The 25,994-nt window shown below is 71.5% G+C and carries 19 protein-coding genes, 1 tRNA gene and 1 pseudogene; 15 read left to right on the top strand and 6 right to left on the bottom strand.

The genetic code is table 11. The annotated features are described in order from the left end of the window. Positions 1-20 precede the first annotated feature (20 nt). The 8 genes from J2S42_RS25140 (at position 21) to J2S42_RS25175 (ending at position 9,129) form a co-directional block, all read left to right on the top strand. Entirely contained in the window at positions 21-632 is a 612-nt protein-coding gene (locus J2S42_RS25140) for a GNAT family N-acetyltransferase (protein WP_307249005.1), read from the top strand. A 117-nt stretch (positions 633-749) separates the two neighbouring features. Next, complete coding sequence (sepX, locus tag J2S42_RS25145) at positions 750-1,661, top strand: divisome protein SepX/GlpR (protein WP_307242885.1); 912 nt, start codon at positions 750-752, stop codon at positions 1,659-1,661. 82 nt (positions 1,662-1,743) lie between these two features. Then, positions 1,744-1,817, top strand: a tRNA-Ala gene (locus J2S42_RS25150). 1,004 nt (positions 1,818-2,821) lie between these two features. Next, a complete protein-coding gene (locus J2S42_RS25155) occupies positions 2,822-4,138 on the top strand; it encodes a glycosyltransferase (RefSeq protein ID WP_307242887.1) in 1,317 nt (438 codons plus the stop codon). Beyond that, positions 4,135-5,928 (top strand): right-handed parallel beta-helix repeat-containing protein, encoded by a 1,794-nt coding sequence (locus tag J2S42_RS25160; protein ID WP_307242889.1) that lies wholly within the window; start codon positions 4,135-4,137, stop codon positions 5,926-5,928. The genes J2S42_RS25155 and J2S42_RS25160 overlap by 4 nt, the downstream gene beginning before the upstream one ends. Beyond that, the gene (locus tag J2S42_RS25165) at positions 5,925-7,031 is read left to right on the top strand and encodes a right-handed parallel beta-helix repeat-containing protein (RefSeq protein ID WP_307242890.1); all 1,107 of its coding nucleotides are present in this window, start codon (positions 5,925-5,927) and stop codon (positions 7,029-7,031) included. Before J2S42_RS25160 ends, J2S42_RS25165 begins: the two co-directional genes overlap by 4 nt. A 26-nt stretch (positions 7,032-7,057) precedes the next feature. Beyond that, on the top strand, positions 7,058-8,380 hold the full coding sequence (locus J2S42_RS25170) for a UDP-glucose dehydrogenase family protein (protein WP_307242892.1): 1,323 nt from the start codon (positions 7,058-7,060) through the stop codon (positions 8,378-8,380). Positions 8,381-8,490: 110 nt separating this feature from the next. Continuing rightward, positions 8,491-9,129 (top strand): pyridoxamine 5'-phosphate oxidase family protein, encoded by a 639-nt coding sequence (locus J2S42_RS25175; protein WP_307242894.1) that lies wholly within the window; start codon positions 8,491-8,493, stop codon positions 9,127-9,129. On the opposite strand, the gene J2S42_RS25180 is transcribed toward J2S42_RS25175, so the two are convergent. The 4 genes from J2S42_RS25180 to J2S42_RS25195 all read right to left on the bottom strand — a co-directional run bounded on the left by J2S42_RS25180 (position 9,114) and on the right by J2S42_RS25195 (position 14,256). After that, positions 9,114-10,841, bottom strand: a complete 1,728-nt coding sequence (locus J2S42_RS25180) for a M16 family metallopeptidase (protein WP_307242896.1) — start codon at positions 10,839-10,841, stop codon at positions 9,114-9,116. The genes J2S42_RS25175 and J2S42_RS25180 overlap by 16 nt on opposite strands. After that, complete coding sequence (locus J2S42_RS25185; protein WP_307242898.1) at positions 10,838-11,809, bottom strand: SRPBCC family protein; 972 nt, start codon at positions 11,807-11,809, stop codon at positions 10,838-10,840. The genes J2S42_RS25180 and J2S42_RS25185 overlap by 4 nt, the downstream gene beginning before the upstream one ends. 96 nt (positions 11,810-11,905) lie before the next feature. Further along, positions 11,906-12,418: a hypothetical protein gene (locus J2S42_RS25190; protein ID WP_307242900.1), complete on the bottom strand. Its 513-nt coding sequence runs from the start codon at positions 12,416-12,418 to the stop codon at positions 11,906-11,908. Positions 12,419-12,507: 89 nt separating this feature from the next. Then, positions 12,508-14,256, bottom strand: coding sequence for a peptidase M16 family protein (locus J2S42_RS25195; protein ID WP_307242902.1), 1,749 nt, complete (start codon positions 14,254-14,256; stop codon positions 12,508-12,510). Between the two features lie 161 nt (positions 14,257-14,417). Between J2S42_RS25195 and J2S42_RS25200 the strand changes: the two are divergent. Both J2S42_RS25200 and J2S42_RS25205 read left to right on the top strand, forming a co-directional pair. After that, positions 14,418-15,224: pseudogene (locus J2S42_RS25200) on the top strand (dolichyl-phosphate beta-glucosyltransferase); the annotation flags it as partial. A 37-nt stretch (positions 15,225-15,261) separates the two neighbouring features. Further along, positions 15,262-17,295: a glycosyltransferase family 39 protein gene (locus J2S42_RS25205; protein WP_307242903.1), complete on the top strand. Its 2,034-nt coding sequence runs from the start codon at positions 15,262-15,264 to the stop codon at positions 17,293-17,295. 103 nt (positions 17,296-17,398) lie between these two features. Here J2S42_RS25205 and J2S42_RS25210 read toward each other — a convergent pair whose 3' ends face one another. Then, on the bottom strand, positions 17,399-18,634 hold the full coding sequence (locus J2S42_RS25210) for a pyridoxal phosphate-dependent aminotransferase (RefSeq protein WP_307242905.1): 1,236 nt from the start codon (positions 18,632-18,634) through the stop codon (positions 17,399-17,401). A gap of 625 nt (positions 18,635-19,259) precedes the next feature. Here J2S42_RS25210 and J2S42_RS25215 point away from each other — a divergent pair. Then, entirely contained in the window at positions 19,260-19,586 is a 327-nt protein-coding gene (locus J2S42_RS25215) for a MerR family transcriptional regulator (protein ID WP_307242907.1), read from the top strand. Between the two features lie 185 nt (positions 19,587-19,771). On the opposite strand, the gene J2S42_RS25220 is transcribed toward J2S42_RS25215, so the two are convergent. Next, on the bottom strand, positions 19,772-20,803 hold the full coding sequence (locus J2S42_RS25220) for a LacI family DNA-binding transcriptional regulator (RefSeq protein ID WP_307242909.1): 1,032 nt from the start codon (positions 20,801-20,803) through the stop codon (positions 19,772-19,774). Positions 20,804-21,204: 401 nt separating this feature from the next. On the opposite strand from J2S42_RS25220, the gene J2S42_RS25225 reads away from it, so the two are divergent. The 4 genes from J2S42_RS25225 to yjfF all read left to right on the top strand — a co-directional run bounded on the left by J2S42_RS25225 (position 21,205) and on the right by yjfF (position 25,869). After that, positions 21,205-22,203: an ABC transporter substrate-binding protein gene (locus tag J2S42_RS25225; protein WP_307242911.1), complete on the top strand. Its 999-nt coding sequence runs from the start codon at positions 21,205-21,207 to the stop codon at positions 22,201-22,203. 80 nt (positions 22,204-22,283) lie between these two features. Continuing rightward, positions 22,284-23,819 (top strand): sugar ABC transporter ATP-binding protein, encoded by a 1,536-nt coding sequence (locus J2S42_RS25230; RefSeq protein ID WP_307242913.1) that lies wholly within the window; start codon positions 22,284-22,286, stop codon positions 23,817-23,819. Then, the gene (locus tag J2S42_RS25235; RefSeq protein WP_307242914.1) at positions 23,816-24,877 is read left to right on the top strand and encodes an ABC transporter permease; all 1,062 of its coding nucleotides are present in this window, start codon (positions 23,816-23,818) and stop codon (positions 24,875-24,877) included. The genes J2S42_RS25230 and J2S42_RS25235 overlap by 4 nt, the downstream gene beginning before the upstream one ends. Then, positions 24,874-25,869, top strand: coding sequence for a galactofuranose ABC transporter, permease protein YjfF (gene yjfF, locus J2S42_RS25240; RefSeq protein WP_307242916.1), 996 nt, complete (start codon positions 24,874-24,876; stop codon positions 25,867-25,869). The genes J2S42_RS25235 and yjfF overlap by 4 nt, the downstream gene beginning before the upstream one ends. The last annotated feature ends 125 nt before the right edge of the window (positions 25,870-25,994 follow it).

Below are 25,994 nucleotides of genomic sequence, written 5' to 3' on the forward strand. Positions count from 1 at the left end.
AGACTCCCGGGTGGCCGGTGATGCTGGCCGACGGGCCGGTGCTGCTGCGGCCGTACCGGCGCTCCGACGCGGCCGCCTGGTCCGAGGTCCGGATCGCGAACCGGGCCTGGCTGTCGCCGTGGGAATCGGCGCCGCCCGGCCCGTGGCACGAGCTCAACTCCACCGCCGCCTACCGGTACGTGCTGCAGGACATGCGCCGGTCCGCACGCCGCGGCGAGAGCATGCCGTTCGCGGTCTGCCTGCGCGAGCCCGGCCGGCCGGAGCGCCTGGTCGGGCACATCAACCTGGGCAACATCGTGCGGCGCGCGTTCTGCTCCGCGTACGTGGGCTACTGGGTCGACGCACGCGTCGCCGGCCGGGGCATCATCCCGACCGCGCTGGCGCTCACCGTGGACCACGCGTTCGGCCCGGCCGGGCTGCACCGCGTCGAGGTCAACATCCGCCCGGAGAACAAGCCGTCCCGGCGCGTCGTGGAGAAGCTCGGTTTTCGTGAGGAGGCTTACCATGCGCGCTACATGCACATCGACGGCGCTTGGCGTGATCACATCGGATACTCGCTGACCAGCGAAGACGTGGCAGCCGAGGGGGGCCTGCTGCGCCGCTGGCACCGGCTCCGCCAGCACACCGCATGATCTTTTTTACCGGGGTACGGTCGGCGCGCCGTACCGTATTGCCCCTGAGCCCCCCGTAACCTCGAAGAACTGGGACTTGACGGCGATCATGCGGTCGTCGATGGGGTGACGGGAGGGTTGAGGGTGCCGACCTCGGTGCTCCTCGCCGTCCTCGCTGCCGCCGGGCTGCTCGCCCTCGCGCCGGCGCTGGTCCGCCGGTACGACGCAACCGAGCGCCAGGTGGCGGAGCGGGCGCAGTCGACGGCCAGGGTGCTTGAGCGCCGCCGCCGTCGCCGCACCGTGCCCGGACGACGCCCGATCAACCCACCACGGCATCTGATGCCGCCGGATTCCGGCACTTCCGTGCCATCTTCGCCTGATAAGCGTGGTTTGTCCAGCTCTGCGCGGGTCGAGTCCGCCACGCCGGTGTCCGGCCCGTCCGGCATGTCCGGTCCGGGCGGGCGCCGGGGCCGACGGCGCTCACTGCGGCTGGTCCCGGACGCGGCCCGGCGTGCACCGCGGCGCCCCGCGCGCCGGCGGCGGCAGGCCACCGCGGTCACCCGGCGTCGCCGGGTCCTGGGCGCCCTCGCGCTGCTCAACGGCGTGCAACTGCTCGGCGTGGCGGTCGTCGGCCCCGGCTTCTGGATCAGTGTCTCGGTGACCGGCGCGCTGCTCGTGGTCTACGTGGTACACCTGCGGAACCGGGCGATAGCGGAACGCCGCCGGCGCCGCCAGGAGGCGCGAGAGGCCGCATGGCTGGCCCGCCGGCAGGCGGAGGTGCGGCGGGAACAGAAACGGCGTGCCGAGGCCCGCAAGGCCGACCGGCTGCGGCTGGCCGCACAGCGGGAAGCGGTCCGGCGGGCGGCGATGGGCCTGGACCGCGGTCCGGAGACCGACCTGCCGGCCGCCGCGGACGGCATCGCCGGCTCGTCCCCGCCACCCGCCAAGCCACGCGGCGGTTCCGTCTCCTACCGCTCACCGGGCCTGCGCGGCCGCCCCTACCAGGCCGGCGGCGGCCCCAGCCAGATGCGACGGCCGGACTCGGCGTGACACGCGGGGGGTGATTCGCGCGGGGGTCCACGGGCCTGTTAATGTTGTCCACGTTCCGCCAGGGGAAACCCAAGGCGGGGTTGGGGCTGTGGCGCAGTCTGGTAGCGCACCTCGTTCGCATCGAGGGGGTCTGGGGTTCAAATCCCCACAGCTCCACGAGACTCTGGACGCCTCGTGTTCGCGGAAAGCGCGAACACGGGGCGTCTCGTCATTTCTGCTCCGGGCCGAGCCCTGGACGCCTCACGGTGTGGTGGGCGCGAGGTGGTGATCTGTGCTGGATCTGCCGCCGAATCGTCTACGCGGTTGCGGCGGTCTGTTGGTAGGTGGTGGGGCGGCCTCTGCCGCCGCCCTGCTGTACCGAGCCGCGGTTGCGTAGGTTGCGGAGTGCTCTGCGCACGTTGGCTGGTCAGGTCGATTGTGGCCGGGAGTGGCGAGAGCGTGGATGCGTTGCTCGGTCCGGGTGGGCGGCAGCCGGAATCGGGCCGCGCCGATGGTGGAGCCCGGCAGCACGGTGAAGCGGATCCTGGCGTCGATGAACTGGGCGGGTGGCAGTGGGTGACTCGACAGTTCGCTGGCAATCGTGGGGGATGCCGCCGGCGAGGGCCTCGAATGACCCGGCCACCTGCGGGCGGGCCGCCGATGCCGGCTGAGACGTGCGTCATAGTGGGGTGCTGGGGTGCCGGGGAACGTCGTCGTTAATTGCTTTCGGTCCCATTCTTTGTGGGTGTAAAGCGCCAATTGGCATAAGGGTTTCTTGTTGCTTGTTCGACGACCGGGTGACAGGATTTCCGGCGAACGGCCCGGTGGGGGCCGTGGGCGAGGTGTTGATCCGCCGGGCGAGTTGGTCGCCCATGTCCGGTGGGGAGCCAGAGGCGAAACCGACGTCCTTGGGATTGATCCAAGGAGACGCTCTCATGTTTTTTCTGAACCGGGACTCCCTGAGTTCGTGCAGCTCCGGCGTGCTGGCCTGTGCGGCCGCGCATCGTGGTTCGGCGTCTGTCCGCTAAGGACCGCTGACATTGTCGGCGGCAGCGTAGCCACCGGCCGGACTGTTCCCGCGAGATGTGCCTTATCGCGCTGTGACAAGGCGTTGGCCGCGGGTGTGAGCTCTTTCGCCTGACCGCGCACGGAATGCGCGGGGTTTCGACAGGGAGTCGAACGTGCCGGAGTTATTCGACGTCGTCTGGTCGTGGGTCGTGGAGGCGGCGGGGCAGACCTCGTGGCGTGATCTCATGCCGCTCGGGCTCGCCGGGATCTTCGTGTGGTGTCTGTGGCTGTACCGGGCCGTGCTGTCGCGGTTCGCGAGGCCGGTGGTGAACGACTTCCGGACCACCACGAGCGTGGTGGTGCCGGCCTACCGGGAGGACCCGGACATCCTGCTGGAGTGCCTGGACACCTGGCTGGAGCAGGGGCCGTCCGAGGTGATCATCGTGCCGGACCTGGCGGACACCGAGGTGATCCGGCGGCTGCGGGCGGTCGAGGACCCGCGGGTGCGGGTGATCCCGTTCCAGCACTCGGGGAAGCGGTCCGCGCTGGGCGTGGGGATCCGGGCGGCGACCGGTGAGGTCGTGGTGCTGGTCGACTCGGACACCCGGTGGCTGCCGGGTCTGCTGGACGCGGTGCAGATGCCGTTCGTGGATCCGGGGGTCGGTGGCGTCGGCACGCAGCAGAACGTGTACCAGCGGAACACCAGCGTGTGGCGGCGGATCGCTGACTGGCTGGTCAATCTGCGGTACTACGACTACGTGCCGGCGATGGGGCGTGCGGGCGCGGTGGCCTGCCTGTCCGGGCGGACCGCGGCGTACCGGCGGGCGGCGATCCTGCCGGTGCTGGCCAACCTGGAGGACGAGTTCTTCCTGGGGCGGCGCTGTGTGGCCGGGGACGACGGGCGGCTGACCTGGCTGGTGCTGGCGTCCGGTTACCGGACCGTGCACCAGTCGTCGGCGCGGGCGCTGTCGATGTTCCCGGACTCGTTCCGGGCGTTCGTGAAGCAGCGGGTGCGGTGGAGCCGCAACTCGTACCGCACGTATCTGACCGCGCTCTGGAAGGGCTGGCTGTGGCGGGTGCCGATGGTAACCAAGATCACGGTGCTGCAGATCCTGCTGACGCCGGTGACGATGGGCATGGCGCTCGGTTATCTGATCTTCAGCCGGCTGGAGCTGACCGGGCACTCGATCGTGCTGGCGCTGATCTGGCTGCTGCTCGGCCGGGGCGTGCGCGGCTTCTCCCACCTGCGCCGGCACCCGCAGGAGATCCTGCTGCTGCCGGTGACGGCGCTGGTGGTCATCTTCATCGCGCTGCCGATCAAGCTGTACGCGTTCGTGACCATGAACAAGCAGGGCTGGCTGACCCGGACCAGCGAGTCGATCGGCGGCGAGGGGCAGAGCGCGGCGACGCTGCTGGCGTCCCACCCGGCGCCGGAGCCGGCCGCGAGCGTGCCGGCGCAGGCCGTGCCGGTCACGGAGGCGGCGGTATGAGGTACCGGATGATCGCGGCGGTGGCCGCGGCGCTGATCGGGGCCGGCGCGGTCACGGCGCCCGCGTCCGCGGACGACAGCACCACCACGACCGAGGCGGCCGAGCGGCAGGCGGCGCTGGTCGTCGGCGAGGACACCCGGCTGAACGCGGTGCGCGCGGTGACCAGCGTGGCCCGGATGAAGGGCGGCGACTGGACGAAGCCGTACCGGCTGGACACCGGCGACGGCTACACGCTGGTGCTGACCCAGCAGAAGGAGCCGTACACGGTCGCGGACCTGCTGAAGCTGGCGCCGCAGACGTTCGTCCGGCAGCCGGACGGCAGCTACCTGCTGACCGAGAACATCTACCTGAACCTGGGCGCCAAGCTGCGGCTGTCCAACCCGGGCGGGCTGACGTTGAAGCTGGCCAGCAGCGCGACCGGATTCGTCTCGATCGTGTCGTTCGGCGGCGACCTGATGATCGACGGCTCGGTGCAGGCGCCGACGAAGATCATGAGCTGGGACCCGCGGACCAGCGCCACGGACACGCTGGTCGACGACGGCCGGGCGTACATCCGGGCGATCGGCGGGCAGTTCTCCATGACGTACGCGTCGGTCGAGGATCTCGGTTTTTGGAGCGGGCGGACCGGCGGGCTGAGCCTGACCGGCACGGACCGGCCGAACACCGGCGGCGTGGAGCAGACCAAGGTCAGCGGCAACACCGCGCGGGACAAGGCCAAGCAGGAGCGGCGCAACGGTACGAGCGTGGCGCCCGGCGCCGGCGACATCTACGCGTCGCCGACCGGTGACCTGGTCGCGCCGGACACCCGGTTCGACGTGCCCGGCCTGTCCTACGTCTCCGGCTCGATCGACCACGCCACGATCAGCGGCAACGCGTTCGGCCTGTTCATCTCCGGCGCGACCGGCGTGAACATCACCGACTCCACGGTGGCGGAGAGTCTGGAGGACGGCGTGGTCATGCACCGGTTCGCGTCCAGCCTGGTGATCGAGAAGGTGACCTCGCGGAACAACGGCGGCGACGGGTTCGTGCTGTCCCGCGCCGCGCAGCAGGTGCGGATCAGCGACGCGGTCGCGGACCACAACGGCGGCAACGGCATCACGGTCAACGGCCTGCCGCTGGCCGAGGACGCGTCCGCCTCCGGACAGTTCGTCGGCGCGTACGGCTCGAACACGGTCGCGAACAGCGAGGTCAGCCACAACGCGCGGTACGGCATCGAGGTGATCGGCGGCATCAACGTCGACGTGCAGAACAACGAGGTGACCGGCAGCGAGGCCGGCATCGTGGCCCGTCAGGGCGCGGACCGGGTGACCATCACCGGCAACCGGGTGAGCGGCGCGGTCCGGCACGGCATCGCGGTCCGCGACGAGGTCACCGCCGCGACCGTGACCGGCAACATCGTCACGGACGTCGACAACGGCGTCTACGTGCGGGACTCCTCCGCGGAGGTGCGCGGCAACACGGTCGAGGAGGCGACGAACCACGGGATCGCCATGGTGGGCGCGGTCGACGGCTCGGTCGTCTCGCACAACGTGATCTCCGGTGTCGGGCCGAGCGCGCTGGACCTGTCCCGGGCCGACGGCGACCTGACGGCCGCGGACAACCAGGCCGGCGCCTGGTACGACACCAGCTCGTTCTGGGTGAAGTTCCGGCACTACGCCAGCCCGATGACCATGCTGTGGACCGCGATCGTGCTGGCCATCGCGTTCTCCGCGGTGATGGGTGCGCGGCGGCGCCGGACCGGGTTCTTCCACCCGTACGAGAACACCAAGTCGCTGCGGGTGGCGGCATGACGGCATCGACGCCCTCGCCGCGCCGCCGCGCCGCGATGACGGGCGGTGTCGCGGTGGGGCTCTCGCTGCTCGCGGCGATGGCCGGGCTCGGCTCGTGCCGCGCCGAGACGCCGGACGCCGCGCCGGCCACCTCCGCCGCGCCACCGCCGATCGAGACGGCCGCGCCGCTCGCCACCGGCCCGATCGGCGCGAGCACGCCGGCGGGCACCGCCACGGAGTGCCCGGCGGCCACGGTGACCGTGTCGGACGCGGCCGGGCTCACCGCGGCGCTGGCCGCGGCCCGGCCCGGTGCAGTGATCCGGCTGGCCGACGGCGTCTATCAGGACGAGTTCGTCGCGTCGGTGCCCGGCACGGCGGACGCGCCGGTCACGCTCTGTGGCGGCGTCGGTGCGATCCTGGACGGGGGTGGCGTGACCAAGGGCTACGGCCTGCACCTGGACGGTGCCAGCCACTGGCGGGTGCTCGGCTTCACGGTCCGGAACGCGCAGAAGGGCGTGATGGCCGACGGCGTCCAGCACACCACGATCGCCGGCCTGACCGTGGAGCGGATCGGCGACGAGGCCGTCCACCTGCGCAGGTTCAGCTCGGACAACGTGGTCGAGGGCAACATCATCCGGGACACCGGGCGGCGCAAGCCGCAGTTCGGCGAGGGCGTCTACGTCGGCACGGCGGAGTCGAACTGGTGCGACATCACCGATTGCGCGCCGGACACCAGCGACCGCAACGTGGTCCGGAACAACACGATCACCGCGGTCACCGCGGAGAACGTCGACATCAAGGAGGGTACGACCGGCGGCACCGTCACCGGGAACACCTTCGACGGTGCGGCGCTCTCCGGCGGGCACGCCGACTCCTGGGTCGACGTGAAGGGCAACGACTGGACCATCTCCGGTAACACCGGGACGAATTCTCCGCTGGACGGTTTCCAGACACACTCCGTCGTGGACGGTTGGGGCAGGGGCAACGTCTTCTCCCGCAACGTCGCGACCGTCGACGGGCCTGGTTTCGGCTTCAGCCTCACCCCGGTCGAGGACAACCGGGTCGCCTGTGACAACGAGGTCAGCGGCGCCGCCGAGGGCACCTCCAACACCCCCTGTTCCTGATGCAACGACACCTTTGGGAGACGACTGTGACCACCCCTCGCCTCACCGTGATCGGTACCGGCTACCTCGGCGCGACGCACGCGATCTGCATGGCCGTCCTCGGCTTCGAGGTGCTCGGCGTCGACGTGGACGAGCAGAAGATCGCCCGGCTGGCCGCCGGCGAGGTGCCGTTCTTCGAGCCCGGCCTGCCCGAGCTGCTCACCAAGGCGCTCGAGTCCGGCCGGCTGCGCTTCACCACCTCGTTCGCGGAGGCCGCCGAGTTCGGCGACGTGCACTTCATCTGCGTCGGCACGCCGCAGCAGAAGGGCTCGCACGCGGCCGACATGACCTACGTCGACGCGTCGGTCACCGCGCTCGCGCGGCACCTCACCCGCAAGGCGCTGGTGGTCGGCAAGTCCACCGTTCCGGTCGGCACCGCGGCCCGGCTGACCGCGCTGGTCAAGGAGATCGCGCCGGCCGCCGACGAGGTCGAGCTGGCCTGGAACCCGGAGTTCCTGCGCGAGGGCTTCGCGGTCGAGGACACCATGAAGCCGGACCGCCTGGTCTTCGGCGTCGCGTCCGGGTGGGCGGAGGAGCGGCTGCGCGCCGCGTTCGAGCCGGTGCTGGCGCAGGGCGTACCGGTGAAGGTCACCGATCTGGCCACCGCGGAGCTGGTCAAGGTCGCGGCGAACTCGTTCCTGGCCACCAAGATCTCGTACATCAACGCGATGGCCGAGGTGTGCGAGGCGACCGGCGCGGACGTGTCCGACCTGGCCGAGGCGCTGGCGTTCGACACCCGGATCGGCGGTCGGTTCCTGCGGCCCGGCCTCGGCTTCGGCGGCGGCTGCCTGCCCAAGGACATCCGCGCGTTCATGGCCCGCGCCGAGGAGCTCGGCGTCGGCCAGGCGGTCGGCTTCCTGCGCGAGATCGACGGCATCAACCAGCGCCGCCGGGCCCGCACCGTCGACCTGGTCACCGAGCTGGCCGGTGGTGACGTGGCCGGCAAGAAGGTCGCGGCGCTCGGCGCGGCGTTCAAGCCGGACTCCGACGACATCCGCGACGCGCCCGCGCTGGACGTGGCCGGCACGCTGCACCGGATGGGCGCCGAGGTGACCGTGTTCGACCCGGCCGCGATGGAGAACGCCAAGCGCGTGCACCCGGAGCTGGCCTACGGCGAGAGTGCGCTGGACGCGGCCCGGGACGCGGACGTGGTCGTGCTGCTCACCGAGTGGACCGAGTTCCGCGCGATCGACCCGGCCGCGATGGCCGCGGTGGTCGCCGGCAAGTCCATCGTGGACGGCCGGCACGCGCTGGACCCGGCCGCGTGGCGCGCGGCCGGCTGGGAGTACCGGGCGCTCGGCCGCCCCTGACCGGGAACCTGGCGGGAATGTTGCGGCCCCTGTCCGGAAAACGCCTCCGGCGGGGCCGTTCCGCTCTCCTAGACTCGGGGGCCAGTGGGCTACGGGGAGGAGAGCGGGCGATGGATCTCGCACAGAACGCCGTCATCGGCACGCCGGAGGAGCTGCGTGAGCTGCTCGGCGTGCCGATGCCGCGCGCGGTCACCAAGGAGCGCGTCACGCTGCACGAGCGGGACCGGGAGTGGCTGGCCGCGTCGCCGTTCTGCGTCATCTCCACCTCGGACGCGGACGGCAACTGCGACGCCTCGCCCAAGGGCGACCCGCCCGGCTTCACGCTGGTGCTGGACGAGGCCACGATCGCGATCCCGGAGCGGCCCGGCAACCGTCGCGCCGACGGCTACCTGAACGTGCTGAGCAACCCGCACGTCGGCCTGCTCTACCTGATCCCCGGCCGCACCGAGACGCTGCGGATCAACGGCCGGGCCCGCCTGGTGCGGGACGCGCCGTACTTCGAGGACATGGTGGTCAAGGGCCACCGGCCGATCCTCGCGCTGGAGGTGCGGATCGAGCAGATCTTCTTCCACTGCGCCAAGGCGTTCCTCCGCTCGGAGCTGTGGAAGCCGGAGACCTGGCACCCGGAGGTGCTGCCCCGGCATGCCCGGCTGGTGAAGGACGTCCAGCCGGACACACCCGAGACGCTGGAGCAGCTGGAGGCGTACTACGGCCCGAGCTACCTGAACGGGCTCTACCGCAGCAAGTAGCCCGCCAGCCGGCGCAGGCCCTTGACCGCCCAGTCGGTCAGCAGCAGCGACACCAGAAGGATCACCGCGAACACGGTCACCCGCATCGGAGTGTTCCCGTCGAGCGCGTCGATCAGGCGGATGTTCACCAGGAACAACGCGATGATCAGCGTCCACCGCACGCCGTCCGGGACCGAGGCGATCCGGTCCGCGGTCCGGTGCAACGCCCGGTGCAGCACCCGGACGGCCCGGTGGCGTGCGAGGCGGACCCGGGACGGCGGCCGCGGTACGTCGTCCGGGTCCCGGGCCGGCATCTCCACACGCAGCTCCGGCGCCACGGCCGCGTCGATCGCGGCCATCGCGGCCGGCGTCACCGTGAACAGCGCCGGCTCCAGGTGCACGGAGATCGCGTCGTGCCCGATCAGCCGGCGCGCGCCGTCCGGCCAGGCCAGCATCGCGGCGGCCTCGGCGTACCGCACCGTCACCACGCCGTCGGCACCCTGCAGCGACACGCCCTCCGGCCCGACGATCATCGCCCGCTCGCGGTTCGCCCGGAACGGGTGCCGGTCGCCGTGGACCGGGCGGTCCGATTCCGTGGGCGCGGCCGTGAAACCGGCCCAGTCCGGGCCGCGGCCGCCCGGCACCATCAGCAGCGACGACGCGTGCGCCTCGGCGGCGACCGCGGCGACGTCCTCCGGGGTGACCGCGCGCAGTTCCGCGCGCAGCTCGTCCGGCGACAGCGTCCGGTAGCCGAGCAGCTCGTTCTGTACGCGCGTGGGCAGACTGCGCGCCGCCACGTCCGCGCCGTCCAGGGACGACACCGCCTTCGTGACGTACGCGTCCACGTCGGACTGCTCGACCCGGCCGTACCGGAGCGCGGCCAGCACGTCCACGAACTCGCCGAGCAGCGGGTCGCGCTTCTCCGGCAGCATGTCCGCGACCGCGTGGACCGACGCGTGGGTGGCGTCCCGCGGCTGGTAGTCCGCGCCGACGTGGTACGAGTAGCCACCCTCCTGCCGCAGCGACCGGAACAGCGCACGCTCCAGCACGCCCGCGAACACGCCGGCCGCGGTGCTGCGCGCGACGATCCCCTCGTACACCACGGCACGCTCGCTCGGCCCGTGGAAGTACGCGGGCGTCACCGGCAGCGCGGACGTGACCACCGGCGCCGGCATGCGGGTGCCGCCGTCCGGCAGCGTCAGCCGCAGCCCGGCCGGCACCCGGTCACCGGCGATCCACAGCATCGCGTTCGCCCGGGTGAACCAGCGGGCGGCCCACCCGCGCAGATCGTCAGCGGTGAGCCCGGCGAGACCGAACTCGGGATAGCCCACCACGCCGTGACCGCGGGCGCCGTACCGCCAGATCGCCAGCGGCTCGGCGACCGAGTTGCCGCGGCTCGCCTCCTCGGTGCGCAGGATCTCCTTCTCCACGGCCAGCCGGTCCACCGGCAGGTCGGTGAGCGCGCCGCAGACGCCGTTCAGGAACGCCACCACGTCCGCCTCGGTGCCCTGCGACTGGAACGTGGTGGTGATCGGCGAGGTGGCGCCGTTGAAGTGATAGTCGGTCATGCCGAGCCCGTGCAGCGCCAGGTGCTCGATCAGGTGCGTGACGCCGGACCGGGCCAGCGTCTCGTCGGCCCGCCCGACCCGGAAGACCAGCCCGGCCGCCATCGGCCCGTCCATCGGCGCGAGCACGACGGGCACGCCGTCGACCTCGGTGTGCGTGATCGTCATGCCGCCGCCCCCGCTCCCGCGATCGCGTCCGCCCGGCGCCGGACGAACGTCTCGCCGGGGTCCCGGCCCAGGTAGTTCCACGGGGAGCGGCTGGCCAGCGGGCCGAGCGCCGCGAACAGGCCGGCTGCCGCCCGGTGGTCCTCCAGCATCGTGAAGATCCCGGCGAACATGTTCAGCACCCAGACCCAGCCGACGGTACGGCGGAACGCCGGATGCCAGACCGAGCGGTGCGCCGCCTCGTAGATCTCGGCCCGGACCGGCTCCGACGTCAGATAGGCCGCGTCCTCGACGCCCGGCAGGCTGAGCCAGTGCTCTAGGTGCGCGTCCAGGACCAGCACCGCGTTGTGCGCGCCCTCCGGGGCGGCCAGCATGCGCTCGCGGGCGAACGTGTGCGCCTGCTCCCACGAGCCGCTCCACTTCGGACACAGCAGTTGCAGCAGGCTCGCCTGAGCCTTGAGGTGGTGCGGGTCGACGCGGGCCACCCGGTCGTACCGGCGGCGGGCCTCGTCCGCCCCGAGCTGCAAACCCATGGCCGAGGTGATCCGCCACTGCCAGGCGGCCACGTTCTCCGGGTTGCGGGCGGTCGCCTCGATCAGCGCGCCCTCGGCCCGGCGAAGGTGCTCGTGGAAATCGGTGAACTGCCGCTGGGACACGGTTCGTGCGTATCCGGAGCCGCGGATGCGCCAGCCGGCCGAGACCAGGTGCGCGCCGAGCATCGCACCGGCCGCCGGGTCACCGGCGTCCGCGTCCAGCGCGGTCTGCAGCACGATGCGCAGACGCGCGGCCTCGGCCGGCCGCTCGATGTCACTGGCCGCGCTCACCAGATGAGATCGGCCGGCCCAGTCCGCCGCGTCCCAGAGGCGGCGGACGGCCGGCCAGTCACCGGCGCCGAGCGCCGTGCGGAGGGCCGCGATCTCGGGGTACGGGGTCGCGGCGTCGAAGTCCGGTGCCGGCAACGGGGGAAGCATGGCGCGGATCTTAAATGATCTTCAGCCCGTGGCGCAGCCCCGTTTTCCGCCGTGCCACACCCGTCCGGCGGCGTTCCGCCGCAAAGGGCGACGGCGTCAGGCCGTCGCCCCCTGCTGCGCCGTGCCGTCCTGCTGCGCTGTGCCGTCCTGCTGAGTGGTGCCGTCCTGCTGCGTGGTGCCGTCCTGTTGCGTGGTGCCGTCCTGGCCGGGGAAACCGCCGCCGTTCTGGCCGCCGAAGCCGCCGGGACCGCCCTGGCCGTTCTGGCCGCCGCCGGGGAACTGGCCGCCGCCCGGAACCTGCTGCGTGCCGGTGTCGCCGGTGCCGCCGACCGCCTGACCGGCCAGGAACCCGCCGCCGCCGGCGATCAGCGCGGTCGCGGTCAACGCGATGATCACGCGCTTGAGCGTCCAGCCGCCGCCCGTCGTGGAGACCGGCGTGCCCCAGCCGGCGGAGGTGTCGCTGACGCCCGGGGCGGCGGCCGCGGGCGCGTACGGTCCGGTGACCGCGGGTGGATACGGGCCGGTGGCGGCCGGCTGCATCAGCGTGCCCTCGACCACGTCCGGGCGCCGGTCGTCGTACCCGGCCGGGATCGTCTGCTCCGTCGTCATCGCTGCTTCCCTCCGTGCTGCCCGCGATCCGTGGGCGTGCCTTCGGGACCAGCCTGTGGGCCGCGGCTGTCCGGAGCCTGTGCGGCGGCTCAGGACCGGCTGGGACTGGCGGCCGGGACCGGGCGGGCCACCGCGCCCCGCGCGACTGCCTCCCGCCGCGCGGCCTTCCGGGCACGGGTCAGGCGGCGGTGCGCGACCGTGGTGTTGCGCACCTGGCGCAGCCGGAAACCGCCCCAGATCCACGCGATCAGGAAGACGCCGAACAGCGTGACCGGCGCGGACGACGCGCCCGGCGTGATCGCCAGCATCAGCGCGGCCCAGGCCAGCACCCAGGCGACCAGGCCGAGGAAGAGCGCACCGGCGCCGCCGTACCGGATCGGGTGTTTCCCGCGCGGCCGCGGTACCGGGATCGCGTCCGGCGCGCGCGGCGGCAGCGGCACGTGCCGGTCCGCCGGTACGGCCGCGTCGACGGCCGGTATCACGTCCGCCGTGGTCTCGTGCAGCGTCGGCTCGACGTCCACGTGCCGCGCGTCCGCGCCGATCAGCCGCCGGCCGCCGTCCGGCCACTTGAGCAGCACCGCGGTGGACGCGAACGACACGGTCACCGGCCGGGTGTCCGGCCAGCTGCGGGTGATGCCGGTCCGGTCCATGGTGAGCGCGGCCCGGCGGCTCTCCAGCGACCGGAATCGCCGCCCGGCCACCGGTTCCGGGCCGGCCGGAGCCGGGCCGATCAGCCCGTTCCACGACGTCAGCAGCAGCTCCGGACCGCGTGAGGCGGCCACCAGCTCGCCGACCTGGCCGGCGGTGACCGCGCGCAGCCGGTCGCGGGCCTCTTCGACGGACGGCTCCGGCACGCCGGTGAGCAGCCCGAACGCGCGCCGGGGGAGCCGGGTCGCGGCGGCGTCCGGCGCGATCAGCGCCCGGTCCAGTTCCTGCCGTGCGGCTGCGACGTGCTCGTTTGGGACCGGCTGCGCCCGCAACGCGGCCAGCGCGTCCAGGAAGTCACCGGCAACCGGGCCCGGATCGCCGGAGAAGATCTCGGCGAGCACGGTGACCGAGGCGAGTCCGTCGCCACGCGGCCGGTGGTGCGCCTTCACCCGGTACGCCCCCACGCGGGCACCCGCCGCGCCGCTGCCCGCGGCTCCGGTGCCCGCTGCGAAGACGACCCGCTCCAGCACACCCGCGTAGACCTCGGTGACGATGCCGGCCGGTTGCAGTTCGTCGCGGACGATCACGTCGTACGGCGGCGGCCGGAACGCGCCGAACCGGTCCGGCACCGCGGCTGCGTCCGGCACCGGGCGGCGAACGCCGGACGGCAGTGGCAACCGCAGGCCGGCGACCTCCCCGGTGGTCCACAGCACCGCGTTCTCCCGGGTGAAGTACGTGGCGATCCACCGGCGCACGTCCGCGGCGGTGAGCGCGGGCAGTCCCCACTCCGGCAGGCCGGCCAGGCCGTGGTGCCGGGCGCCGTGGCGGACCACCGCGAGCGACTCGAAGATCGTCGGCGTCCGCTGCGCCGCCTCCGCGGCCAGCTCCGTCCGTGCGGCGTCCAGGTGCGGCGCCGGGTCCGCGGCGAGCGCGGCGCAGACGCGCTCGAGGTGCGCGATCACCTCGGCCGCCGTGCCCTCCGCGGCGAACGTGGTGACCACCGGCGATACGCCGCCGCAGGTGCCGCCGGCCCGGCGCAGCACCAGGTGCTCGATCAGGTGCGTCACACCGGCGACGGCCGGTGTCTCGTCCGCCTGACCGGCCCGGAAGACCAGCCCGGCGCGGACCGGACCGGCCGCCGCCGCATGCAGCACCGGGACCCCGTCGATCTCCGGCTCGGTGACCGTCACGCCGGCGCCGCCGGGTCGGGAGTGGACAGCTTCGCAGGCATGGCGCGGATCTTAGAACCACGCGCGGCGGCCGGTGTGCGTGACCCGGATCACCACAGCCCACAGCGCGAGCACAGGGAACGCCGAGCCGCCGGACAGTGCGCCGGCCGATCGTTTCCGGCATGACCACGACGACACACGCCAGTGCGTGCCGCAGCGGGGAGATCGCCTCGGGGAGGACCACGCCGGTCCTCGACGTGGTCATCCCGGTCCACAACGAGGAGAACGACCTGGAACCGTCCGTGCGGCGGGTGCACGCGTACCTGGCCGGCGCGTTCCCCTACCCGTTCCGGGTCACGATCGCGGACAACGCCAGCGTCGACGGCACGCCGGCGATCGCGGCGCGACTGGCCGGCGAGCTGCCCGGCGTCCGGCACGTCCGGCTGGAGCAGAAGGGCCGCGGCCGGGCGCTGCACGCGGTGTGGTCCACATCGGACGCGCCGGTCCTGGCGTACCTGGACGTGGACCTCTCCACCGACCTGGCCGGGCTGCTGCCGCTGGTGGCGCCGCTGATCTCCGGGCACAGCGACGTGGCGATCGGGTCCCGGCTGGCCCCGGGTGCACGGGTGATCCGCGGCCCGAAGCGGGAGTTCATCTCGCGCTGCTACAACCTCATCCTCCGTCTCGGGCTGCGCGTGCGGTTCAGCGACGCCCAGTGCGGCTTCAAGGCGATCCGCGCGGACGTCGCCGCCCAGCTGCTGCCGATGGTCGAGGACACCGGCTGGTTCTTCGACACCGAGCTGCTGGTCCTGGCCGAACGCGCCGGCCTGCGCATCCACGAGGTGCCGGTGGACTGGGTCGACGACCCGGACAGCCGGGTCGACATCGTCGCCACCGCGCGGGCCGACCTGCGCGGGATCGCCCGGATGCGGCGCGCGTTCGCCGCCGGGAGCCAGCCGCTGGAGACGCTGCGCAGCCGCTTCGGCCGCCTCGCCTGACCACCCCCGACACCCCGGAGACGACACGATGACGACGCTGGCACCCCGGAGACCGCCGAAGCACGCGGTCCCGGCCGCACCGCCCAAGGCCCGGAGAGGAGTCCGGGCCGAGCATGTGGCACTGGCCGCGCTGCTCGCCGGCACCGCGCTGCTCTACCTGTGGAACCTCAGCTCCTCCGGCTACGCGAACAGCTTCTACGCCGCCGCGGTCCAGGCCGGCTCGCAGAGCTGGACGGCGCTGCTGTTCGGCTCGCTCGACGCGGGCAACGCGATCACGGTGGACAAGCCGCCCGCGTCGCTGTGGGTGATGGGCCTGTCTGCGCGGATCTTCGGCTTCAACAGCTGGAGCCTGCTCGCGCCGCAGGCGCTGATGGGCGTGGCGAGCGTCGCGCTGCTGTACGCGACCGTGCGCCGCCGGTTCGGCCCGGCCGCCGGCCTGATCGCGGGCGCAGCGCTGGCGCTCACCCCGGTCGCGGTGCTGATGTTCCGGTTCGACAACCCGGACGCGCTGCTCGTGCTGCTGCTGGTGGTGGCCGCCTGGGCGGTAGGCCGGGCGACCGAGACCGCGAGCCTGCGCTGGCTGGTGCTGTGCGGCGTCGCGATCGGTTTCGCGTTCCTCACCAAGATGCTGCAGGGCTTCCTGGTGCTGCCCGGCTTCGCGCTGGTCTACCTGCTCGCCGCGCCGGCCGGGCTCGGGCGGCGGGTGTCGCACCTGCTGGTCGCGGGCCTCGCCGTGGTCGCCTCGGCCGGCTGGTTCATTGCGCTGGTGGAGATCTGGCCGGCGGACTCGCGCCCGTACATCGGCGGCTCGGCGAACGACAGCCTGCTGGAACTGGCGCTCGGCTACAACGGCCTGGGCCGGATCCTCGGCGGCGACGGCAACGGCGGCGGTGGCGGCGGGAACACCGGCTTCGGCGGCTCGCCCGGCCTCACCCGGCTGTTCGGCGACAGCATGGGCACAGAGATCTCCTGGCTGCTGCCGGCCGCGCTGATCGCGCTGGTCGCCGGCCTCTGGTTCACCCGCCGTGCGCCCCGCACCGACGGCACCCGCGCGCAGCTGCTGATCTGGGGCACCTGGCTGCTGGTCACCGGCGCGGTGTTCAGCTTCATGAGCGGCACCATGCACCCGTACTACACGATCGCGCTGGCACCGGCGATCGCCGCACTGACCGGCATCGGCACGGTCCAGCTGTGGCGCGGCCGGGACGGGCTGGCCGCACGCTCCGCGCTCGCGCTGATGGCGTTCGCCACCGGCGTGTGGAGCTTCGTGCTGCTCTCCCGGGACCCGGCTTTCCTGCCCGGGTTGCGCTGGGTGCTGCCGGCCGCCGGCGTGGTGGCCGCGATCGGCCTGGTGGCGGGCGCGGCCCGGCGCAAGCGCGCCGCGGTGGTGCTGGCGCTGGCCGGTGTGCTCGCCGGTGCGCCCGGCACGGCCGCGTGGGCGGTCGCCACGGCCGGTCAGCCGCACAGCGGTTCCATCCCGGCCTCCGGCCCGGCCGCCGCAAGCGGCGGAAACCCAGGATCACAGTCAATCGACGGTACGGGTACCGAGCCCGACGCCACGGCGGAGGCACCCGGCCCGGGCGCCGGGAACGGCGGTACGACGGATGTCCCACCGGGCGACGGCACGACCGGCGGCACCCAGAGCGACGGCACCCAGAGCGGCGGCACCCAGAGCGGCGGCACGCCGGGTGGCGGCATGGGCACGGCTGGCGGGCGGACCAGCGAGGAGCTGGCCGCGCTGCTGACCGCCACCACGGGCACCTGGTCCGCCGCGGTGAACGGCTCCCAGTCCGCGGCCGAGCTGGAACTGGCCACCGGCACCGCGGTGATCGCGATCGGCGGCTGGTCGGGCGGCGACAACTCGCCGACGCTCGCCGAGTTCCAGCAGTACGTGGCGGACGGCGAGATCGGCTACTACATCGCCGGCGGCGGCATGGGCGGCGGTCCCGGTGGTGGCGACGGTACGGACAGCGCCGCCGCACAGATCGCGGCCTGGGTGGAGGCGAACTTCACGGCCACGACGGCCGGCGGCAGCACGCTCTATGCGCTCCAGGCGGGGTGAACCCGTACCGTTGACAAGATCTTGATCTTTGAAACGACGGCCGTGGCTCCCGGCGCCCAATCCGGGAACCACGGCCGTCGTGCGACCACATCCGGCGGTGCCGTCAACGGACCACGGCGTGCATGCCGGTCCCGTTGGTCAGCGCCGCGCGGTTGGCCGGGTGCACGATGAGGTCGGCGTTCTCGTGTTCCGCCTCGACGTGCATCATGCCCTCGCTGTGCAGGTATCGCCCGTACGCGTGCATGCCGTCCACCAGCCGGAGCACGTCCTCCGGCGGGCGGACCACGAAGCGAAGGTACTGGCTGGTCATGCCGAGCTTGTTGCCGCACTCGCGGACGTAGATGCCGTACCGCGAGATGAGGAAGTCGCGCAGCTCCACGCCGTCCCAGCCGGGACCCAGCTTGACCAGCAGGAAGTTGCCCTGCGACGGCCAGACCGTGAGACCGGGGACGCGGGTCAGCTCGTCCGCCATCCGCATCCGGTCACGGGACAGTCGGCGCAGGCTCTCCCGGTACTCCGCCTCGTGGTCCTTGATCATGTGGACGACGGTCTCGGCCAGCGAGTTCAGGTTCCACTTCGGCAGCGCCGAGCCGATCTTCGTGGTCAGCGCCGGGTTCGCCACCATGTAGCCGAACCGGATGCCGTGCAGCCCGAAGTTCTTGCCCAGGCTCTTCAGCACCAGCATGTTCGACCGGATGCCGGCCTCGGCCGCGACGGACGGCTGCCGCTCCTGGTCCACGAAGTCGATGAACGACTCGTCGATCACCACCAGGTCCAGGTCGTGCAGCATGTCGACGAAGCGCAGGATCTCCCGGCGCGGGATGTAGCCGCCGTCCGGGTTGTTCGGGTTGCAGATCACCGCGACCCGGGAGCCGCGCTGCCGGATGAAGCGCGCATAGTCGTCCAGGTCGAGCTGGTAGTTGTCCGCCTCCTGCAGCGGGTACATGTCCACCCGCTTGCCGGTCTCCAGCGGCTGGTCGGTCCACCGGCCGAACGTCGGGATCGGGATCGCGACGCTCTCCCGGATCAGCAGGTGGTCGATCCAGGTGATCAGCTCGGTGGAGCCGTTCGCCATCGCCACGGTCTGCGGGTGCAGGCCGAGCGCGGAGCACAGCTGCTTGGTGATGGTGTCCGCGCTGCTCGGGTAGTACTTCAGGATGCTCTCCAGGTTCGCGGACAGCTCCGCGAACATCTCCGGCGTCGGGAAGTACGGGTTGCAGGGGATGCAGAAGTCGACGATCCGCGCTCCCTCGCCCATGTTCCGCTGCAGCGTGGCGATGGACGCGCTGTGCGCACCCTGCCGCAGGAGACTCAGGTCGATGCTGCTGCCGTGTCGCAATGCATCCTCCAGCTTCGTCGATCGCCAGGCCCTTACCCCGCGTGTCTCGCCGCCCGGTACGGCAGCAAGTACGCACGCCGGCAGGTCCCGGATCAACGATCACCGAAAAACGCCGCAGGCCGTCACGGTTCCCGCCGACGCGTCCGAGAAAAACTAGGTCGGCGGTACTAGATTTTCTCGGCGGTTGCGGTTAGTGTTTCTGGTGTTGACAGTAGGGACTGCTAACGACGCAGACGGTAAGACCAGGCGCAGGCGGGGCTGATGCAGGTTCAGGGCTCCGCCTGACACAAGATCTGCCGCACGTGCGGGGGCCATGAGTTCGCGTGGGGCTTCCGCACCGGCAGGCAGCATCACGAAAATGTGAAGAGACAGAGGAAAGGGAGGGCCGAACACCGTTGGATCGCCCGCCGCGAGAACGACTTCACGGTTCCGTGGCGGCTACCGCAGTATCCATCGAACGAGAGGTGGTCTCCGGTCACGCTTATGCGATCCTCGCACCCCGAGCCGCCGGTGGCGGCGGGTGTGGATACGACAAGCCGGCTTCTGAGCCGGTAGATGGTGTTTACCCATAACCCCTGGGCCCCGGCGCTTCCGCGCCGGGGCCCTCGACATGGAGAGGACGTCTATGGCCCCATCCGATGACATGTTCGGAGACGACGACTATCCGGCCTACACGATGGGCCGCGCCGCGGAGATCATCGGCGCTACGCCGGACTTCCTGCGCCGGCTCGGCGAGGCAAAACTGATAACGCCGCTGCGCTCGGCCGGTGGTCACCGCCGCTACTCCCGCTACCAGCTGCGGCTCGCCGCACGGGCCCGGGAGATGGTCGACCAGGGCACGGCACTGGAGGCGGCCTGCCGCATCATCATCCTCGAGGACCAGCTCGAGGAGGCCCTCCGCCAGAACGAGCAATACCGCGCGGAACGCCGGGACGACGCCGGCGCCGCCTGATCGAGTGCCTGACGGTCCTTCTCCGGCTCCGGGAAGGGCCGTTCGTCATGTCCGTGAGCCTCGCGCTCGGGCCGTGGGCAGCCAGGGGTCGGCGTGGGCTGCGTCGCGCTGGGTGCGCGTCGCGCCTTCGGTGTCCGCCGGCGGCTGCCGGCCGAGGGGCGGGGCTCCCGGGGCGGGGCGTGGGGTCAGGCGCGGGGTGGGGCGGTGGAGCGGCGGATCACGAGCGTCGGCGGGACCACGGCGGGCGGGGGCTCCGGTGAGTCCTCGTCGGCGCCCTCGACGATCCGCAGCAGCGCGGCGATGCTGCGCCGGCCGACCTCGTCGAAGTCCTGCCGGACCGTGGTCAGCGGCGGCAGCATGAACTCCGCCTCCGGGATGTCGTCGAAGCCGACCACGCTGATGTCCTGCGGCACCCGGACGCCGCGCTCGTGCAGTGCGCGCAGCAGGCCGAGGGCCATCTGATCGTTCGCCGTGAAGACCGCGGTGACCGCGTCGCGGCCGGTCAGTGCGGCACCGGCGGTGAAACCGGAGCGGGCGCCCCAGTCACCGGAGATCACCGGCGGGACCGGGCAACCGGCCTCCTCCAGCGCGGCACGCCAGCCGTGCACGCGGTCGCGTGCCTCCAGCCAGTCGCCGGGGCCGGCCACGTGCCAGACCGTGCGGTGGCCCAGCTCGACCAGGTGCCGGACCGCGAGCCGCGCGCCCTCGGCCTGGTCGACCGAGACGGCCGGGAGCACGCCGTCCTGGCCGGTCTCGACCGCGACCGCGGGCAGGCCGCGCGGCAGGCTGTGCAGCGCGGCCTGCGCGGCCATCTGTGGCGCGATGATGATGATGCCGTCCACGCCCTGTGCGGCCAGCCCGTCGACGGCGGAGAGCACACCGGCCCGGTCGACCCGCTCCAGCGCGACGATGCTGACGCCGTAGCCCGCGCCGCGTGCGGCCCGCTCGATGCCGAGCAATGTGGACGCGGGACCGAACAGGATGGTGTCGAAGCTCACCACGCCGAGCACCCGGGACCGGCGGCTGGCCAGGCCGCGGGCCATCGCGTTGGGCCGGTAGCTCAGCTCGGTGACCGCGCGCATGACCCGCTCGCGCGTGTCCGGCCGCACGCTGGGGTGGTTGTTCAGCACGCGGGAGACGGTCTGGTGCGAGACACCGGCGAGCCGGGCGACGTCGGTCATGACCGCCGGTCGCGCCGCGTCGGGAGTCGATGTCACGGCCCTAGGTTATCGCTCACCCGCACGCCGCTGATCGCCCTGGTAGACCGATTTCTCGGTCCGACCTGTAGGTATTTGTGATCATCGTGGCCAAGTTGTGACCCCGGACACCCCTTGACTCATCGATTGTTAGCGCTAACACTACTGCGCAACGTCCTTGTAACGAGGTCGTGACAGCGCCGCCGTAATGCCCGATCGGGCACTTCGCGGGCGCTTCCGGCCGAGCCCTTGCACCACCTGCACATGGCACCACAGCACATGGCACCTGGTTCACGCAACGCGGCACAACGTTTCTCCCTTATCCGGGCCCTGTTCGCCAGGGCCGGCACACCGGTCCGCGCGGGCACACGCGGGCCGGGGCAGCGACGTACACGGCGTTCTTCGGCAGAGGAGTCACAGCTATGCACGCAAGCAGGAGGAAGCTTTTCGCGGTCGTCGCGGCGGCCGGTCTGGTCACCAGTGGCCTGGTGGCCTGCGGCGACGGTACGCGGGACGACGACGCCGGTGCGGCCGGCGGCGACGACAAGATCGTCCTCGGGTTCGCGCAGGTCGGCGCGGAGTCCGGCTGGCGCACGGCGAACACGAAGTCCATCCAGGACTCCGCCAAGGCGGAGGGGATCGAGCTCCAGTTCACCGACGCGCAGCAGAAGCAGGAGAACCAGATCAAGTCGATCCGGGGGTTCATCCAGCAGAAGGTGGACGTCATCGCGTTCTCGCCGGTGGTCAACACCGGCTGGGACCCGGTGCTGAAGGAGGCGAAGGCGGCCGGCATCCCGGTGATCCTGACCGACCGCGCGGTCGACTCGCAGGACACCTCGCTCTACGTCACGTTCATCGGCTCGGACTTCATCCTGGAGGGCAAGCGCGCCGGCGACTGGCTGCTCAAGGAGTACGAGGGCAAGAACGAGACGGTCAACATCGTGGAGCTGCAGGGCTCCCCGGGCGCGGCCCCGGCGATCGACCGGAAGAAGGGCTTCGCCGACGCGATCGCGGCGAATCCGAACTTCAAGGTCATCGCCTCCCAGACCGGCGAGTTCACCAGGGCCAAGGGCAAGGAGGTGATGACCGCGTTCCTCCAGTCCAACCCGGACATCGACGTGCTCTACGCGCACAACGACGACATGGCGCTGGGTGCGATCCAGGCGATCGAGGAGGCCGGCAAGAAGCCCGGCACCGATATCAAGATCATCTCGATCGACGGCGTCAAGGACGCGTTCCAGGCGATGGTCGACGGAAAGATCAACGTGGTCGTCGAGTGCAACCCGCTGCTCGGCCCGCAGCTGATGGACCTGGTCAAGAAGGTCGTGGCCGGCGAGACCGTGGAGAAGCGGATCCTCACCGAGGAGGGCGTCTTCACCCAGGACCAGGCCGCCGCCGCGCTGCCCAGCCGGCAGTACTGACCGCGACGCCGCCGGCCCGTCCACCGGGCCGGCGGCGCCGCTGCACGACGGAAAGGCAGCAAGGAGAGGAGCACGGCGCCATGCCGGACCCACAGCCGATTCTGCAGATGAAGGGCATCACCAAGCAGTTCCCCGGCGTCACCGCGCTGGCCGGCGTCGACTTCCGGCTCTTTCCCGGCGAGGTGCACGCCCTGATGGGCGAGAACGGCGCCGGCAAGTCCACCCTGATCAAGGTGCTCACCGGCGTCTACCAGGCCGAGGCCGGCGAGGCCGTGCTGGCCGGCGAGCGGGTGCACTTCAGCAGCCCGCTCAAGGCGCAGCAGGCCGGTGTCAGCACGGTCTACCAGGAGGTGAACCTCTGCCCCAACCTCTCGGTGGCGGAGAACATCTTCATCGGGCGCGAGCCGCGGTTCCTCGGCCTGATCAACAACTACCCGGCGATGCGCCGGCGGTCCCGCGAGCTGCTCGCCCGCGTCGACCTGGACATCGACGTGACCGCGCCGCTGGCCAGTTACTCGCTGGCGATCCAGCAGCTGATCGCGATCGTCCGGGCGGTGGACATCTCCGCCAAGGTGGTGATCCTGGACGAGCCCACGTCCAGTCTGGACACCGGCGAGGTGCAGCAGCTGTTCCGGGTGATGCGGCGGCTCAAGGAGGACGGCGTCGCGCTGCTGTTCGTATCGCACTTCCTGGAGCAGATCTACGAGATCTCCGACCGGATGACGATCCTGCGCAACGGCCGCCTGGTCGGCGAGTGGCGGACCGCGGAGCTGAGCCGGATCGAGCTGGTCTCCAAGATGATCGGCACCGAGCTCTCCGTGCTGGAGCAGCTGGAGGAGCAGCCGCGGCGCGAGCTGGCCGCGCTCGAGCGGCAGGAACCGTTCCTGCAGGCGACCGGGCTGGGCAAGACCGGGCTGGTGCAGCCGTTCGACCTGTCGATCCACCGCGGTGAGGTGGTCGGCCTGGCCGGACTGCTCGGCTCCGGGCGTACCGAGGTGGCGCGGTTGATCTTCGGAGCGGACCGGGCGGAGACCGGGACGATCGTCATCGACGGCACACCGCAGACGGTGAAGACCCCGCGCACCGCGATCGGGCGGAACATCGCGTTCCTGCCGGAGAACCGCAAGACCGAGGGCCTGGTCGGCGATCTGTCGGTGCGGGAGAACATCATCCTGGCGATGCAGGCGGCGCGCGGCTGGATGCGCCCGGTGCCGCCGCGCCGCCGGGACGAGCTGGTGAACAAGTACATCGAGGCGTTGAGCATCCGGCCGGCCAACCCGGACGCGCTGGTGCGCAACCTCAGCGGCGGCAACCAGCAGAAGGTGCTGCTCGCCCGGTGGCTGATCACCCAGCCCAAGCTGCTGATCCTGGACGAGCCCACGCGCGGCATCGACGTCGGCGCGAAGGCGGAGATCCAGCGGCTGGTGGTCTCGCTGGCCGCGGACGGCATGTCGGTGCTGTTCATCTCCGCGGAGCTGGAGGAGGTGCTGCGGCTCAGCCACAAGGTCGGCGTGCTGCGGGACCGGCGCCTGGTGGCGGAGCTGGCCAACGACGATTCGCTGACCGCCGACCGGATCATGCAGACGATCGCGAGCGGGGAGGGGGACCCGGCATGACCGCGCTGACGAAGCACCGGTTGTTCTGGCCGGTGCTGGTGCTGGTGGTGCTGTTGCTCAGCAACCTGATCGAGAATCCGGACTTCTTCGTGGTCCGGGTGCAGGACGGGCACCTCTACGGCAACCTGGTCGACATCCTCCGGTTCGGCGCGCCGCTGATGCTGGTGGCGCTCGGCATGACGCTGGTGATCGCGACCGGCGGTATCGATCTCTCGGTCGGGTCCGTGGTGTCCATCGCGGGCGCGGTGGCCTGCCTGCACATCAGCCGGCAGGCCGACCAGAGCGCGGTGAGCGCCGTGCTGCTCGCGGTCGCCATGGCGCTCGGCGTGGCGCTGCTGTTCGGCGCGTTCAACGGCGTGATGGTCTCCTGGATCGGCATCCAGCCGATCATCGCGACGCTGATCCTGATGGTGGCCGGCCGCGGCATCGCGCAGCTGATCATGGATGGGCAGATCATCACGATCAACAGTGCGCCGTACAAGTGGATCGGTGCGGGCTGGCTGTTCACGCTGCCGGCCGCGGTGCTGATCGCGCTCGCCATGGTCGCGATCACCGCGCTGGTCATGCGCCGCTCCGCGCTCGGCCTGTTGCTGGAGTCGGTCGGCGGCAACGCGGAGGCGAGCCGGCTGGTCGGTATCCGCGCCCGCAGCCTGGTGCTGCTGGTCTACGCGGTCAGCGGGCTCTGCGCCGGCCTGGCCGGCCTGATGATCAGCTCGAACGTCTCGTCCGCGGACGGCAACAACGCGGGCCTGTTGATCGAGCTGGACGCGATCCTGGCGGTGGTGATCGGCGGCACCGCGCTGACCGGCGGCCGCTTCTCGATCGGCGGTACGGTGATCGGCGCGCTGGTGATCCAGACGTTGTCCACCACGGTCTACACGCTGGGCGTACCGCCGGAGACGACCTTGATCTTCAAGGCGGTCGTGGTGACCATCGTCTGCCTGCTGCAGTCCTCGGCGTTCCGCAGCAAGGTCTTCGGCCGGTGGGGGCCGCGGCGCACGCCACCCCCGTCCGGCAGCCCGTCCGAGCCGACGACGAACGCGAAGGTGCCGGCATGAGCACGACTACGTCCCCGACGGGTGTGCGGCTGGCCAAGGTGTTCACCGGCCGCCAGCGGTACGTGCCGATCCTGGCCACCGCGGGCGTGCTGCTGCTGATGTGGATCGGCGGCTCGCTCACCTACGACAACTTCGCGGACCTCCAGGTCCTGCTGAACGTGTTCAAGGACAACGCGTTCCTGCTGGTCCTCGCGGTCGGCATGACATTCGTGATCCTCAGCGGCGGCATCGACCTGTCGGTCGGGTCGATGCTCGCGCTCTCCACCATGCTGTGCGCCTGGCTGATCACCGAGGAGGGCTGGTCGCCGGGCACGGTGATCCCGCTGGTGCTGGTGGTCGGCGCGGTGTCCGGCGGCGCGATGGGCGCGATCATCCATTTCTTCGAGGTGCCGCCGTTCATCGCCACGCTGGCCGGCATGTTCCTGGCTCGCGGTCTCTGCTACGTGATCAGCACGGACTCGATCCGGATCAGCCACCCGTTCTTCACCGAGACGGCGAACACGATGGTCCCGCTGGGCGACTACCGGATCGACCCGAGCGTGGTGACGTCGCTGATCGTGGTCGCGATCGCGTTCGTGGTGCTGCACTACACGCGGTTCGGCCGCAACGTCTACGCGATCGGCGGCAACGAGCAGTCCGCGCTGCTGATGGGCCTGCCGGTGGCGCTGACCAAGGTCGGCGTCTACGCGGTCAGCGGGCTCTGCGCGACCGGCGCAGGCGTGCTGTACACGTTCTACACCGGTGCCGGCTACAGCAACACCGGCATCGGCATGGAACTGGACGCGATCGCGGCCGTGGTGATCGGCGGCACGCTGCTGACCGGCGGCGCCGGCTTCGTGCTCGGCACGGTGCTGGGTGTGCTGGTGTTCGGCGTGATCCAGACGATCATCCAGTTCGAGGGCCTGCTCTCGTGGTGGACCCGGATCGCGGTGGGCGCGCTGCTGCTGCTCTTCATCGTGCTACAGCGCGTCATCGGCGCCCGTAAGACCTGAGTTCCCGGAAACCGGCCGGTCCTGTTCGAGACCGGCCGGTTCGTCGTTCCGGTACTGATTCGTAAATTGCGGGATCCCCGATTGTGGTGCGACTGGGGCAAGATAGGCGGGACAGTCGTATGCGA

It is taken from the genome of Catenuloplanes indicus (assembly GCF_030813715.1).
GTDB classification, from domain to species: Bacteria; Actinomycetota; Actinomycetes; order Mycobacteriales; family Micromonosporaceae; genus Catenuloplanes; species Catenuloplanes indicus.